Below are 14,066 nucleotides of genomic sequence, written 5' to 3'. Positions count from 1 at the left end.
CCTCGTTATGTAACGATATTATGCAACGTTTATTCGGTGAGCCAACCCACGATTCAAGGCAAGACGGACACCTTTAATGGAAAGGACAATCCCTTGGCTACTATTACCCACAACCTGAATAACTTCTCCTGCAACAAATCCAAGATCCAGAAGATGTTGTTTTATTGCATCTTCCCCGTGCAGTCCGATAATTTTTCTTGTTTCTCCAACTTGGGCAAAGGAAAGTGGCATAGGTACTCCTTATTTGTTAGCTATAACTAACAACATAGACAGTTATACATTCCCTCCTGTTCCTTGTCAAGCAGAGAATGAAAAAATTAGAGAAGCGTTACAAACCTGTTTCTCCCAGCTTCCTTAGCTTGATAGAGCGCCCCGTCTGCCCTCTTGAATGTATCAATTTCAGATGTATCACTCGGCAGGAAGGAAGCAAAACCCAGCGAGATGGTCATTGTTATCTTGGTTTTCTCATGTTCAACTTCCACAGTTCTTGCTGCACTGAGAAGTGACTCTGCCATCTGATTAACTTGTTCAGCCGTAAGAGGGGGGCATACAAGAAGGAACTCATCACCACCCCACCTGAAAAGAGCATTTGTTGAGCAGGTGAACTCCTGCAATGTTTTGGTAAGCTGTATCAGACACCTGTCTCCAGCATCATGCCCGAATGCATCGTTGATATGTTTGAAATAATCGATATCGAAGATTGAGATCACCCCAGCGCCATTTCCCTTCCTGCTCTCAAGATACGCTTTTTTCAAGGCAAGCAGACCACTCCTGCGATTACCAATTCCGGTCAGAGGATCCCTATATGCTTGATCCTCAAGGTTCTTTGATTGCTTTTTATTACGCTGATGCTCCAACACTACCAGAAGAACAGAGTGAAGCACAAAGAGCAGAATAATTGCCCCAATAAATATTGGGGTAATTTGACCCACAATACCGGCACTCTTGTTTGCAGTCTCCTCTACATACATTGCAAGATCATCAAGATGGATACCCATTGCAACAATCCAGTCAAAATCCTTGTAGAGTCTTGCATAGGTAAGTTTCTCTGAGATGACATCACTATCCAATTTTTTGAAGAAATAGGTGAAGTAGAGCTCCCCATCCTTGTTAATCCCCTCCAACTCAGTCTTGTAGGGTGTATTGCCTTGTACATCTGTCATATTGGTAGAGAGGTATACGCCCACAGAATCACGGAGGTTGGGATGGATTCTCCGAATTGCATATTCGTCACCACCCTCATAGTTGATTACCTCATTGACCCAGATATAGGAATTTTCCGGATAATTACTCGCATATATCTCATCAGCGATATACTGCTTTACTTCCTCATCAATCACCACTTGGGGAATTCCGACAAAAAGCGTATAAGGAGCATATGAGTGCAATTCATACAACTGAAACCCATGCAAGAGGCTATTCACCACATCAATGGGAGGTTCTGATTCTGGGATGACCCCTTTGTTATCCACAATGACTTCACCCGTTTCCCGCTGCCAAAGAACAGCAGTCCAAGGGGAGGTAGAGTCCTGGGTAAAGAAGGATGCCACCACCTGTGGAAATCTTTCAATATCCGCCTCATAGGCTGTATCCATATGCCAAGTAATATGGTCCAATTGCTTTTGATATTCCACTTGGTGGATTGCTCGTTGTGTATCGATTCGCTTGATTTGGTTATTGACTGAATCATAGAGAAACTTCCGTTTCAACGCTTCGGTACCTTGAGCAGTCTGGTCCTTGTACACTCGTTCAATTTCACCCAGGGTGCTCAACGAAAAAATCACCAACAACAAGGTTGAGAGGAACACCAGAGAGGTACTGAGTATCCATGAATTACGTTTCATCACCCCTCCTAGGGAAACTGTACCACAGCTAATCATACTGGACAAGATTTTACACTCACAGTAGTTTTTGTTGCACAAAACACATCATCACATATTCTGGGCTAAGTCACCTAAGAAGGTGAGTTACTGCACCAAAGCGCAACGTGTAAAGGTTGTGGATAACTTGTTGATAACTCGTTTATTTGTCCTAAATACAAGTACCTTACTAAACAATAAGAAGTACATTAAACCTATATAAAAACACGATGAAACCTGTTTGGTAAACTTATGTTTTATTTGTTTCAATGTATATAGTTGTCATATCCATAGATACCGTATAAAAACCTATGTTTCCTATTAGAAATCAGTCTTATCTGCACCCTATACAAACCTAGGTACCACTTGCTTGTGGATAACTTGTGGATAACTTCTGGACAGGGGTGTGGACAAGCAAGAGAACTCTAGTAAAAACAGGGAGTTACGCATCTCTTTCGATGGACAACCCTAAGGCCTGGAGTTTACCACAGAGATTTTCATAACCACGTTCAATTTGATAGATATTCTGGATTACACTGACACCTTTTGCACAAGCAGCAGCAATGACGAGTGCCATTCCAGCTCGTACATCAGGACTGGATAACTCTGAACCCAGCAGTTGGCTGGGTCCATTGACCACCGCTCGATGTGGGTCACAAAGGATGATATCTGCACCCATCCTGATCAACCAATCAACGAAGAACATGCGAGACTCAAACATCTTCTCATGGATCAGAATTGAACCTTCCATCTGGGTTGCGCATACAGTGATGATACTCAAGAGATCAGCGGGAAACCCTGGCCAGGGAGCATCATCAATCTTTGCTGTATGGCCTCCTACTTCCTTTGCAAGTATCCGTTTCTGCCGTTTGGGTACAAGGATGGAAGAAGGACCATCAACGACGAAGGTGATCCCAATTCGTTCAAAGCCCAGGCGAATCATCCTCAGATGCCCAGGGTCGACCCCCTTGAGCAACAATTGGCCTCCAGTAGCACCAGCTAGGCCAATATAGGAACCAGCTTCCATATAGTCAGCTGTGAGACGGAACTCACAGCCATGAAGTTTCTTTTGACCGGTAACATAGAGACGGTTGGACCCGATACCCTCAATATGACACCCCATGCTGTTGAGCATCCTGCAAAGGTCCTGTACATGAGGCTCACTTGCTGCGTTGCTTATAATGCTCTCTCCCTGTGCTAGCGAAGAGGCCATGATAACATTTTCAGTTGCTGTTACGGAGGCTTCATCAAGGAAGATGTCATTTGCCTTCAGCCTACTTCCATTTGCCTTGATATGAATCTCCCCTTCCTCATTGATCAGGCAAGAGGCTCCCAACGAAGAGAGGCCGATAAAGTGGGTATCGAGTCTACGAAGCCCAATTACATCCCCTCCTGGAGGTGTTAGACGAACTTCATCAATAGTGGCCAACAATGGTCCCAGGAGAAGGATGGAACCCCTCACCGATTGGACCAGTTTCTTCTTGAGCTTACCGCTTCTCCCTCCACTCATGATGGTATAGGTATTGGCATCCTCTTTGACTACCTTGGAACCAAGGTTCTCCAAGAGTTTGACCATAACCTGAACATCCTCGATATCGGGAACGTTCAACAATCGAACAGGCTCATCAGTCAGCAAGGTGGCAGCAAGACACGGTAGTGCACCATTCTTGTTTCCACTGATCTGCACCTCTCCGCTCGCAGGGTTTCCCCCGGTTATACGATACGCACCCATTGCTGCCTCCTCGTCCATCCTACCCTTGGCACGATAGTTTCGCAAGCTTCTTGTTGAATACAGGTGGTTAGCAATGGTAGAATATCCATACATGAAAGAAAGTGAGCACATGGTCTATGGCATAGGGAACCCCCTCATCGACATCATTGTCAGTGTTGAGGAGGATGATATTACCGCGCTTGGAATCCACAAGGGCACCATGGCCTTGATCGGCCCACAGAGAATGGAAGAGCTCATGCTCCTCTCCAAGGAACGCAAAACAACCTACAGCTGCGGTGGATCCTGTCCCAACACAATCATCGCCCTTGCATCACTGGGTGTGAAGGCAACCTTGGCAGGAAAGATAGGCAGCGATGAGAATGGGCACATCTATCAACAGCGTCTCAAGGAACTTGGGGTTGGCGACCAGCTTGCTATAACCGACAAGGAAATGACTGGCTCTACGGTCATCCTTATCACACCAGATAGTGAACGGAGCATGAACACGTTCCTGGGTGCTAACCGGCTTTATGAGATGGCTGATGTGGACGAAGATACAGTGGCAAAAGCCTCCTTCTTCCACTTTACAGGCTATATGTGGGACACAAAAAGCCAGCAAGAAGCCATTAAGAAAGCCTTGCACATTGCAAAGGAACACCATACAGTTGTCTCTTTTGATCTCGCAGACCCATTTGCTGTTGGCCGTTACAGGGAACCCTTCCTCAACCTCATCAGCCAAGAGTGTGACATTGTGTTTGCAAACAGGGAAGAAGCAAGGATTCTCTTTGACAACTACGACCCTTATGAGTGTTGCCGTTCCATGGGTAAGCTCTGTAGGACAGCCATTGTAAAGAATGGGAAAAAAGGTTCCTACATCAGCCACGAAGGAAAGATCATCAATATTCCGGTCAAGGGACCAGTAGTCCCTACCGATACTACTGGTGCTGGGGATGTATATGCCGCAGGATTCCTCTATGGACTGTACCATGACTATTCAATACAGGAATCAGGAACAATCGCCTCCATCCTTGCCGGTGAGATAATCAGGCAACGTGGGGCACAGTTCAGCAAGGAAAAGGCCAAGGAACTCAGAGATCTTTTTGCTTCAGGAAATTGGAAATCGCTGTAGCATCGGCTTGGTCAGGAACAGGATCCCCATGATCCCGACGAAGGCAGAGAGCCTCCAGAACAAACCAATCCCTCCAATAAGGAACAGGGAGGTTGCAAACAGGTTGGCGAGCACTCCACCTGCTTGCAAGCTGAAGGAGGAGAGGCTTAACATGCTTGTCCTCACCGCATCTTCTGAGGCCTTGTTCAATACATAGGTGCCAACCACGGAGAGCACCCCAAGCAAAAGATAGATCAGGGAAAACACACCCAAGAACCATACCATGCTCGTGGTCATGGAGAGTAGAACCTGCAGCAGGTAGACAAGAATGAAAAGCACGCTATAGATGCCTACAGGGCGCTTATACCTTACGAGTTTCTTGCCAAATACCGATCCAAGGATGCTGATGGAGAATATGATGGCTGTCGTCATCCCCAGCACCCAAAGCATGGAATCATCCAAAAGCAATGCTTTCAGGTATGGCTGCCAATAACTTTCAAGGGAAGCCAGCAACATTCCCTGAAAGAGAACACTCACGCAATATAAGACAAGAAAGGGAGAAGAGCGTAGCGTGGAGAAGAACAAGCGAAACTGCTCTTTATAGGAGATACGCTTCACATCCTGGGAGACCTTTTCCCTGATGGAAAAGATTACGATCAGCATGGAACCTACCAACAACACCATTCGAACCAGGAGCAGTGGCTGTGTCAGGGAAGACCCCTCTTTGCCAAGGGTAAGCAGCCAACCTCCGATAAGAGCTCCCAAACTTAGAGAAATCCCTGAATTGATCTCCAGTGCATACACCAGGTCCTCAAGCTTGTTTCCGTTTCTTTGCCCATCTTCAATATATTTTGCATCGAGACTTCCACTTCCAAAAGCTCTTCCCAGACCGGTAAACAAGAATCCCAAACCAAGCAGAAAGAGGGCGTCAAACAAAATACAAATGGTTCCCACCAGAGAGAATGCAAGGCCAAGAAGAAAACTTGCTTTCCTTCCCCAGGTATCGGCAAACACACCACTGGGTACTTCAGCTACCATTACAGCTACCGAATACATGACCATGATCACGGCCAGATACTCAAGCGGATAGCCTTTACTTATGACAATCAGGCTCATGGCAGGAAGGGTTACCCCCAATGCAAGATAGGAGGCAGATAAGCTAGCCATGTAAGGAGCAGGGTGGAACATACTGCTATGCATGATAGGCCATCAGAGAGAAGACAAAGGGATCAGTCCCATCCTCTTTCTTCTCTTTCTCATCTATGAACGCTCTGATTCGCTTATAAAGCTCATCAGCCTCATCTCTACTGAGATGTACGACTCCCGAAATCTGGTCCGCCTGGAAATGACCATCTCCATCGGTAAATGATTGAGCCTTCTTGTAGAAGTCATCGTGGATTTGTTTGGTCACCATATCGGAAGCAAGCTTTCTTTTCTCTTCAGCGAGAGAGCTGAAACTCACCGTCACCAATCGTTTCCGGTAATAGGTTGCGGTAATACCATGGATCAATTCTGTGTGGTCCACCTCGACTACCTGTAACTCCATCAATCGGGAAACATGATGTTTTGCACTGGAGGGGGTCATTCCGAGTGCATCACTGAGCATCTTGGCTGTCATCGGTCCCTGTACACTCAACTCATGCAAAATCTGCTGCCGCTTGGGGTGCATGTAGATTTCCAACTGTTTTCCATCTTGTATATATACCATCTTCATAACATTATATATATCATAACAATTATTGTTATGTAAACCCCTACCATTGTCTTGTAAAAAACCTTGTTTCTTGGTACTATCTTTTTCAATGACGTCGATTTGTCAGCCTCCCGGCTTGCGGGCGTCAATAAAGAAACTTGCTAAAAGGGGAGCGTATCAATCTATTTGAGTTGAGTTCCCCCTTCCGCAGTTCCATAAGGAAGGGTGTAGTATGTTAACACACGGTTCACACATTTTTACTTCAGAATCAGTCAGTGAGGGACATCCGGACAAGGTCTGCGATCAGATCTCCGATGCCGTATTGGATGCTTGTCTTGCCCAGGACCCACAGAGCAGGGTTGCCTGTGAAGTCTTCGCAACGACTGACAGGGTCGTGGTTGGAGGAGAGCTTTCCACCAATGCAACAATCGACATAGACAACATCGTTAGATCCACGGTAAAGGAAATTGGGTATACTGATGAGGGAATCGGTTTTGATTACCACTCCCTCAAGGTAATGGATTTTACCAATACCCAATCACCAGACATTTCCATGGGAGTTACTGCTGAAACATCCCTGTACGGCCAACAAGGTGCTGGCGACCAGGGCATGATGTTCGGGTATGCCTGCAATGAGACAGAGACTCTCATGCCAGCCCCGATCTATTGGGCACATCAACTCCTGGAAAGGGCGAGCAAGCTACGAAAAAGTGGCGAAGCTCCTTTTTTGAGACCCGATGCAAAGAGTCAGGTATCACTGTTGTACCAAGATGGGAAACCGGTACACATAGATTCGGTGGTCATCAGTCACCAACATACCGAACAAGCTCGTCGTGATACCCTTATCTCCTATCTCACAAAGGAAGTCATTGAAACCGTGTTGGGACCTACCGGCCTGTTGAACGATAAAACCAAGGTGTACATTAATCCAACTGGTAGATTTGTCACGGGAGGTCCTGCAGGGGACACTGGTTTGACAGGGAGAAAGATTATTGTCGATACCTATGGTGGAATGGGTCGTCATGGAGGCGGAGCATTCAGCGGGAAAGATCCCTCAAAGGTTGACCGAAGCGGTGCCTACATGGCTCGCTACGTTGCAAAGAACCTGGTAGCAAATGGCTTTTGCACAACCTGTGAGGTCCAACTCTCCTATGCAATCGGTGTTCCCTATCCCATCTCCGTATATGTCGATACCTTTGGGACTGGAACAGAGGACGATGAACAATTGGAAAAGCTGGTAAGGGAGAAGTTCGACCTCACCCCAGCAGGTATCATAAAGACACTGGATCTAAAAAGGCCGATCTATCAGAAGACCATGAACTATGGACACTTCGGCAAGAACGACCTTCCCTGGGAACAGATTATCTCACTCGCTTGAGATTAGGCTGCAAGAGAAGCAATCTCTCTTGCATACCAAAAACCTCCCGCTCGCTCAGGGCGGGTTGGTTGATTCTCATTCCATCCTCTTCCTTGTACTCCTTCGGTGTACGATAGAAATTCAATGCCCAGCGGTTTACTTCAGGCAGCATCCCAGCAATCTCCAATAAATCCTCTTTCATTAAGGTTGGAGCCAATGTGGTTCTCACCTCCCATTGGAAAGATGGATGCATAAGCTGATACTCCTGAAGCAAAGACACACATCGTTGCACATTCACTGGGTCAGCCCCTTTTCCTGCAATTTCCCGATACCTTGCCCATGGCGCTTTTACATCCAGTGCAACGTAGTCAAGCAACCCTGCTTCCAACAATTCCAAAAGCACTCCCGGACGACTTCCATTGGTATCAAGTTTGGCAAGATAGCCAAGGCTTTTAGCCAAGGAGAAATACTGAGGGAGACTGTCATGCAAGGTGGGCTCTCCTCCACTGATGACAACCGCTTGTAGAAAACCCACTCTTTTCTTCAGAAAACTCTCTATCTCCTGATAGCCTATAAACCCATTCTTATGTCCAATTAATGCACGGTTATGACAATAGAAGCAGTCATAGTTGCACCCTTGGGTAAAGAGAACACAGCTCAACATCCCTGGATAGTCCAAGAATGATGAGCCTTCAATACCACTGACGATCATGATACTTTTACCGTATATGACTTTCTCTGGCGATGTTCCTCTTGCTTTCCAGGATGGAAATCTTCCTTTGGCCTGAGATAGCCAACCACCCTGGTCCATACCTCGGTCTTTTCCCCACAATACGGGCAATATTCAACCTCTCCATCGAGATATCCATGGTTCTTGCAGGTAGAGAAGGTAGGGGTAAGGGAGACATAGGGAAGTTTGTAACGGGTACATACATTCCTTACCAACTGCTTGGCAAGCTTTGGGTCCTCTATCCTTTGGGCAAGATAGAGGTGCAGTACTGTTCCTCCTGTGTATTGGCACTGTAGTTCGTCCTGCTTCTCTAATGTCTCATAGAGATCATCGGTATAGCCTACAGGGAGCTGGGAGGAGTTGGTATAGTAAGCAACATCTTCGCCGGCGGTAATGATATCACCAAAGGCTTTCTTATCGAGGTTTGCCAATCGGTAGCTGGCTCCCTCGGCGGGGGTCGCCTCAAGGTTGTAGAAGTTACCTGTCTCACTCTGGAAGCCTTGTATGATTTCCCGTAACGTTGAGAGTACCCGAAGGGCAAAGGACTGTCCTTTCTCGGTTGTAAGGGATCCTTCCTTACCGAATAGGTTGAGACAAGCCTCTTCCATCCCCACGATTCCGATGGTGCTGAAGTGGTTTGCCCAATAGCTCCCATTACGTTGTTTTACCGTTTCCAAGGAGAATCGGCTAAAGGGATACATGCCACGTTCGGTCTGCTTCTCAATGACGTTTCGCTTGATTTCAAGGCTCTTTTTAGCCAGGAGGGAAAGATCATGGAGTGCAGACATGAATTGCTTCTCATCCTTGCACTCATAAGCAAGCCTGGGAAGATTCAATGTCACCACACCGATCGAGCCAGTAAGGGGATTAGAGCCAAAGAGTCCTCCACCTCGCTTCTTGAGCTCAGAGGTATCGAGTCTGAGCCGGCAGCACATTGAGAGTGTATCCTCAGGGGACAAGTCACTGTTCACATAATTGGAGAAGTAAGGAATCCCGTATTTTGCGGTCATGGCAAAAATGGAATCCACAACCTTCGATTCCCAGGGAAACTGCTTGGTTACATTGTAGGTAGGGATGGGAAATGTGAACACTCTTCCAGAAGCATCCCCTTCCTCCATGACCTCACAGAAGGCATGGTTGACCATATCCATCTCATTTTGGAACTCCCCATAGGTCTCTTTTTGCACCTCTCCTCCCCGGATGACCGAAACATCCCTCAAGCTGGAAGGAACGGTGATATCAAAGGTCAGATTGGAGAAGGGGCACTGGAACCCTACTCGGGTAGGGACATTGAGATTGAAAATAAACTCCTGCATTGCTTGCTTGACCTCACGGAAGGTAAGGCCATCATACCTGATGAATGGTGCACAGTAGGTGTCAAAGGAAGACCAGGCCTGTGCTCCTGCACACTCCCCCTGGAAGGTGAAGGTTGCATTCACCACCTGTCCAAGCAGGGACCGAAAGTGTTTTGCCGGCTTACTGGAAACTTTCCCATCAACACCTCCAAAGCCAGAGGTAAGCAACTGGCGAAGGTCCCATCCACAACAGTATGGGCCAAAGAAGCCAAGGTCATGGAGATGCAGTGATCCACTCTGGTGGGCTTCACGGATAGTCTCAGGATAGATTTCATGCAACCAGTACTGCTCAGTGAATCGTTCACGGATGTAGTTGTTCATACCATTGACAGAACGTCTGGTATTGGCATTCTCCTTAACTCTCCAGGTTGTATCATCAAGGTAGGCACTGAACAGCTCATTCGTTGCCTTGATGAGGGCCTTGCCCTCTCTTACCCGTTCCCTCCCCTTACGGTAGAGGATGTAGGCTTTTGCGGTTGCTTGATAGCTCTGTTCCATCAGGGATTCTTCAACAAGATCCTGGATATACTCCACCTCTACCTTGTCCTTTCCCTTTGTCTTGGACAAAACGATGGTGGCAACCATCTTGGCATCCACTTTTTGTCCTGCAGCATTCGCTGCTTTTTCGATTGCATCAATGATTTTCTGAACCTCGCAGAGAACCACCTGCCCGTCTCTCTTGACCACTTGCTGTTGCATGGTTTCCTCCTCGCGGAGACAAGACGTATAAAGAGGGTGCTCTGAGGCACACGCCTTATGTCATGCTCCGTGACGGCGTGTCTGTACAGGCAAGGTCTTCTGGCTTAGGTTCTTCATCCCAGGCTCCTTCCCAGATTTCTCCAGTGGATATTGCCCGGAACTCCCCATCACAGCGGCGGGACCGCGTGGGCTTCTACACCCAACTTCCCTTTTCCTATACACACAAGATATAGTGTTTTGTGCCATACGGCACACTAGTTACAGTAGGTCTGTTCTGAATATTTGTCAAGCATTAAAAAACGGGAACCATGATTGGATCCCGTTGTTGGATTAGTTTCTCTCGTTGGAGATTCGTATCTGTTTATACAGCCCGTCTCCCTCACTCTTGGTCTCTACCCCACCAAAGTCATTGAGAGCAGTATGGACAAGCCTTCTCTCATACGGATTCATTGGTTCAAGCAACTTGCTTCTCCCACTCTTTCGTACCTGTTCAGCGGTCTTGAAAGCCATTCTGATCAGCTGCTCTTCATGCCTCATACGATAGTTTTCACTATCAACGATGACCTTCATGTCAGGATCGAGTTGGCCAGCATACACATTGGCAATAAGCTGGATGGCATCGAGGTTCTTACCTTTACGTCCAATGATGATATTTGAGTTGTCACTCTCAATATTCAATCCAAGCTTACGCTCCTTCCTGAACCCAATGGAAACCCTGCCTTCATAGCCCATCTTGTCCAAGACAGTAGCCACAAAGGTTAGCAACTTGTCCTCAAGTTCGCTGTTGATAGGCTGTTCCAGTTCTCTCTCATCATCATCTTCAAATGTATCCGGTTCCAGATTGCTTCCATCGTCAAAATGAATCCTGATCTTCACATTGCTCTTCTTGAAGAGCCCTTTTTTGACCGGTTCAACGATTTCCACATCGAAATCTTCACGCTCAATATGCAGTTCCTCAATTGCTTTTGCAATAGCTTCCTGCTCAGTACGTCCTTCGAATTCTTTCATCATATGCTACTCCGTTCGGGGGAAAATCCCCCGCAGTTGAATTTCTATTTGCGTCCCTTTCCCTTTGGACCTGGGAACTGCTGCACGTTGTTCTGTGCTTCCTCATTTGCCTCACGCTGTTTCTTCTTGTTTGTATGCAGCTGCTGAAGGATGGATAGGGCATTCATCACTGACCAGTAGAGGATCAAACCAGAAGGAGCATTGTACAACACAAAGAAGAACATCAACGGCATTCCGTAGGTCATGAATTTCATCATGCCCTGCTGACTACCTGCAGTTGAGGCGTTCTGGGTTATTTTCATTGAGAAAATCATACTTACTGTATAGAAAATGGGAAGCAAGTGCAGTTCATTGCCAAGGAATGGCAGGTTGAACGGCAAGCTCGCAACCGTATCTGGACGGCTCAAGTCAGGAATCCATCCTGGGATGAACATCGCTCCTCTCAACTCAAAGTGCTTATTGAGCAATCCGTAGAAGGCAATAAGGATAGGGAACTGCAACAACATCGGAAGACATCCACCCATGGGGTTGATCTTCTCTTTCTTGTATAAAGTCGCCATCTCTTCGTTCTGCTTGGTTGGATTGTCAGGATACTTTTCCTTGATCTCCTGCATCTTAGGGGATAGGGATGCCATCTTTGCAGTTGACTCCATGCCCTTCTTGGTAATCGGGTAGAGTACCAGCTTAAGGAGGAAAGTAAGGATGATGATACCAATACCATAGTTCGGGATCACCCGGTATAGCATATTCAAGAGGGTCTTCAAGATTGTCTCCAACCATCCAAGCCATGAACTGCTGTCCAGCGCTGCTTCAAGCTGCAATCCCGATACCCCAAAGCTATTCAGGGAAGCATCGTTGTAGATGACCATATCACCCTTGAGCTGTGGACCGGCATAGAACCTGAAGGTATCCGTCTGGGCTGCACTCTTGATTGTTGGTCTGCTCAGATAGATGTTCGACTGAAGAGGAAGACCTTCATCTGAAACTTCACTCAAGCTGACCATATAGTTGGTTGCATCAGGAATGGCAATCATAGAGAAATACTTTCCGACAAGCGCTACCCAGGAAAGAGGTTTGGTTGTTGCATATGCACCATTGCTCAACTTAACCTGATCCTTCTTGGAAGATCCGTCTTCCTTGATATAAAAACGACGATAGTTGTAGTTATTATCGAGGGAGGAGAAAGAGGGACCAATCTGTGGTTCAAAGGCGAGCGTATAGGCATAATTCTCAAAGGAGAGAGGTATGGCCTTGTTCTCACTGTTTCTGGTCTCTACGTCTATTTCGAAGAGATAATCCTCTTCTCCAAAAGTGTAGGTCTTTGTGATGGAGAATGGGGCTCCAGGGGTCTTTCCATCTTCCTCGAGAAGGGCAAACTCCTGGGTGAATTGCACCTGGTTACCAATGATCTGGTAACGGAAGGTTGCATCGATGGGATTGGTCTTGTCATTTCCTGCATACATCAAGAAAGCATCATTGGATGATGCATCCTTGAACAAGAGTTCAACAGGCTCCCCTTCATCAAGGTGATCTTTCAGCTTAAAGGAAGCAATTGAGGCACCACTGGGATTGAATTCAATCAAGAAATAGTTTGTCTCAAATGTGAAGGGAGTCTTATTTCCTTCGCTGCCAACAGCAACCATTGAACCTGGGAGACTACTGTCCCATGCAATATTGGCTGAAACCTGACTCGATTGGGCTGGCTCCAGATAGGTACTCTGACCTGAAGTGTTGCTCGAGGTTTCAACTTGTTCAGTGGTCGGCACCATTTCAGGGGTGGCCGGCGCGAAGAAAGTGGCTTGGATGGTCATTCCGATGGTAATGACCAATACGGATAGAACAATGGCTAGAATGGTATTTTTATCCATATCTGCTCCTGATGGGGGGATGTGTAGAGAAGAAAGCAATCACAGGAAAGATAGGACAGAACAACAGAATGAGGAGTGTTATGAAAGCGTTTTAAGACTGGTTAAACACCCCAGCCTTATCGCAGAGAGAGAGTATTTGTTCCTTTTGGAATGCATAATCAAGAACCTTTCCTGGATAAACGACAAATGCAAAATCGTAACCGGGGACCATCCTAGGCTTTTCTGTACGCCAAATTTCCTTGATTTGTCTACGGATCCTGTTTCTTTGGACAGCATTACCGTAATGACGGACCGGAATTACCACAATCCTATCAACATCCAGTTGGTTCTGACTTACAATAAGTTTCAATCCACGGCAGGAATAATGCCTGCCAGTCTTGAAAATTCGGTCAATCTCCGGTTTACGTTTTACAATTTCTTGTTTAGAAAGGCTTCTTCTCATCACATACGGACAGCTTATGTCTGCCTTTGGCTCTTCTGCGGGCCAAGACCAGGCGACCGCCCTTTGTTGCCATACGAGCCCTAAAACCAAACTTTCTGTTTCTCTTCACTCTACTGGGCTGGTAGGTTCTTTTTCCTTTGTAACTCATGAGATAATCTCCAATTTTTACATCGCTTTACGCGGATATTTTCTACTTAATTCAGAGGATACTCCCCCGAGTGGTGCAGTATATAGAC

13 protein-coding genes and 1 riboswitch are annotated in these 14,066 nt (G+C 46.6%); of the genes, 2 read left to right on the top strand and 11 right to left on the bottom strand.

Going from position 1 to position 14,066, the window contains the following annotated elements; all coding sequences use genetic code 11:
* Positions 1-18 precede the first annotated feature (18 nt).
* The 3 genes from JF818_RS06420 to murA all read right to left on the bottom strand — a co-directional run bounded on the left by JF818_RS06420 (position 19) and on the right by murA (position 3,591).
* On the bottom strand, positions 19-231 hold the full coding sequence (locus JF818_RS06420; RefSeq protein ID WP_198891203.1) for a FeoA domain-containing protein: 213 nt from the start codon (positions 229-231) through the stop codon (positions 19-21).
* A gap of 86 nt (positions 232-317) precedes the next feature.
* Positions 318-1,844: a sensor domain-containing diguanylate cyclase gene (locus JF818_RS06415; protein ID WP_198891202.1), complete on the bottom strand. Its 1,527-nt coding sequence runs from the start codon at positions 1,842-1,844 to the stop codon at positions 318-320.
* Between the two features lie 457 nt (positions 1,845-2,301).
* The gene (murA, locus tag JF818_RS06410) at positions 2,302-3,591 is read right to left on the bottom strand and encodes a UDP-N-acetylglucosamine 1-carboxyvinyltransferase (protein WP_198891201.1); all 1,290 of its coding nucleotides are present in this window, start codon (positions 3,589-3,591) and stop codon (positions 2,302-2,304) included.
* A 91-nt stretch (positions 3,592-3,682) separates the two neighbouring features.
* Between murA and JF818_RS06405 the strand changes: the two genes are divergently transcribed.
* Positions 3,683-4,699, top strand: a complete 1,017-nt coding sequence (locus tag JF818_RS06405; protein WP_233066532.1) for an adenosine kinase — start codon at positions 3,683-3,685, stop codon at positions 4,697-4,699.
* Here the strand turns inward: JF818_RS06405 and JF818_RS06400 are convergent.
* Both JF818_RS06400 and JF818_RS06395 read right to left on the bottom strand, forming a co-directional pair.
* On the bottom strand, positions 4,676-5,845 hold the full coding sequence (locus JF818_RS06400) for a hypothetical protein (protein ID WP_198891200.1): 1,170 nt from the start codon (positions 5,843-5,845) through the stop codon (positions 4,676-4,678). The genes JF818_RS06405 and JF818_RS06400 overlap by 24 nt on opposite strands.
* 25 nt (positions 5,846-5,870) lie before the next feature.
* Positions 5,871-6,386, bottom strand: coding sequence for a helix-turn-helix domain-containing protein (locus JF818_RS06395; RefSeq protein WP_198891199.1), 516 nt, complete (start codon positions 6,384-6,386; stop codon positions 5,871-5,873).
* Between the two features lie 217 nt (positions 6,387-6,603).
* On the opposite strand from JF818_RS06395, the gene metK reads away from it, so the two are divergent.
* The gene (metK, locus tag JF818_RS06390) at positions 6,604-7,749 is read left to right on the top strand and encodes a methionine adenosyltransferase (RefSeq protein WP_198891198.1); all 1,146 of its coding nucleotides are present in this window, start codon (positions 6,604-6,606) and stop codon (positions 7,747-7,749) included.
* On the opposite strand, the gene JF818_RS06385 is transcribed toward metK, so the two are convergent.
* The 6 genes from JF818_RS06385 to rpmH all read right to left on the bottom strand — a co-directional run bounded on the left by JF818_RS06385 (position 7,733) and on the right by rpmH (position 13,978).
* Entirely contained in the window at positions 7,733-8,440 is a 708-nt protein-coding gene (locus JF818_RS06385) for an anaerobic ribonucleoside-triphosphate reductase activating protein (protein ID WP_198891197.1), read from the bottom strand. The two genes, metK and JF818_RS06385, sit on opposite strands and share 17 nt — an antisense overlap.
* Entirely contained in the window at positions 8,437-10,512 is a 2,076-nt protein-coding gene (locus tag JF818_RS06380; RefSeq protein WP_198891196.1) for a ribonucleoside triphosphate reductase, read from the bottom strand. Before JF818_RS06380 ends, JF818_RS06385 begins: the two co-directional genes overlap by 4 nt.
* A gap of 74 nt (positions 10,513-10,586) precedes the next feature.
* Positions 10,587-10,770, bottom strand: a riboswitch (cobalamin riboswitch).
* A gap of 72 nt (positions 10,771-10,842) precedes the next feature.
* Positions 10,843-11,523 (bottom strand): RNA-binding cell elongation regulator Jag/EloR, encoded by a 681-nt coding sequence (jag, locus tag JF818_RS06375; RefSeq protein WP_198891195.1) that lies wholly within the window; start codon positions 11,521-11,523, stop codon positions 10,843-10,845.
* A gap of 41 nt (positions 11,524-11,564) precedes the next feature.
* Entirely contained in the window at positions 11,565-13,388 is a 1,824-nt protein-coding gene (gene yidC, locus JF818_RS06370; protein ID WP_198891194.1) for a membrane protein insertase YidC, read from the bottom strand.
* A 91-nt stretch (positions 13,389-13,479) separates the two neighbouring features.
* On the bottom strand, positions 13,480-13,830 hold the full coding sequence (rnpA, locus tag JF818_RS06365; protein WP_198891236.1) for a ribonuclease P protein component: 351 nt from the start codon (positions 13,828-13,830) through the stop codon (positions 13,480-13,482).
* Positions 13,811-13,978 carry a 50S ribosomal protein L34 gene (gene rpmH / locus JF818_RS06360; RefSeq protein ID WP_117328891.1) on the bottom strand — a complete coding sequence of 56 codons (168 nt, stop codon included), beginning with the start codon at positions 13,976-13,978 and terminating at the stop codon, positions 13,811-13,813. The genes rnpA and rpmH overlap by 20 nt, the downstream gene beginning before the upstream one ends.
* Positions 13,979-14,066 lie beyond the last annotated feature (88 nt).

This window comes from Sphaerochaeta sp. S2, assembly GCF_016406725.1.
Classification (GTDB): Bacteria; Spirochaetota; Spirochaetia; order Sphaerochaetales; family Sphaerochaetaceae; genus Sphaerochaeta.
This window is presented reverse-complemented; position numbering and strand designations above follow the sequence as displayed.

Excerpts from the sequence above, each read along its gene's own strand:
- JF818_RS06420 (WP_198891203.1), bottom strand. The coding sequence starts at position 231 with ATGCCACTTTCCTTTGCCCAAGTTGGAGAAACAAGAAAAATTATCGGA.
- JF818_RS06415 (WP_198891202.1), bottom strand. The coding sequence starts at position 1,844 with ATGAAACGTAATTCATGGATACTCAGTACCTCTCTGGTGTTCCTCTCA.
- murA (WP_198891201.1), bottom strand. The coding sequence starts at position 3,591 with ATGGGTGCGTATCGTATAACCGGGGGAAACCCTGCGAGCGGAGAGGTG.
- JF818_RS06405 (WP_233066532.1), top strand. The coding sequence starts at position 3,683 with ATGAAAGAAAGTGAGCACATGGTCTATGGCATAGGGAACCCCCTCATC.
- JF818_RS06400 (WP_198891200.1), bottom strand. The coding sequence starts at position 5,845 with ATGGCTAGCTTATCTGCCTCCTATCTTGCATTGGGGGTAACCCTTCCT.
- JF818_RS06395 (WP_198891199.1), bottom strand. The coding sequence starts at position 6,386 with ATGGTATATATACAAGATGGAAAACAGTTGGAAATCTACATGCACCCC.
- metK (WP_198891198.1), top strand. The coding sequence starts at position 6,604 with ATGTTAACACACGGTTCACACATTTTTACTTCAGAATCAGTCAGTGAG.
- JF818_RS06385 (WP_198891197.1), bottom strand. The coding sequence starts at position 8,440 with ATGATCGTCAGTGGTATTGAAGGCTCATCATTCTTGGACTATCCAGGG.
- JF818_RS06380 (WP_198891196.1), bottom strand. The coding sequence starts at position 10,512 with ATGCAACAGCAAGTGGTCAAGAGAGACGGGCAGGTGGTTCTCTGCGAG.
- jag (WP_198891195.1), bottom strand. The coding sequence starts at position 11,523 with ATGATGAAAGAATTCGAAGGACGTACTGAGCAGGAAGCTATTGCAAAA.
- yidC (WP_198891194.1), bottom strand. The coding sequence starts at position 13,388 with ATGGATAAAAATACCATTCTAGCCATTGTTCTATCCGTATTGGTCATT.
- rnpA (WP_198891236.1), bottom strand. The coding sequence starts at position 13,830 with ATGAGAAGAAGCCTTTCTAAACAAGAAATTGTAAAACGTAAACCGGAG.
- rpmH (WP_117328891.1), bottom strand. The coding sequence starts at position 13,978 with ATGAGTTACAAAGGAAAAAGAACCTACCAGCCCAGTAGAGTGAAGAGA.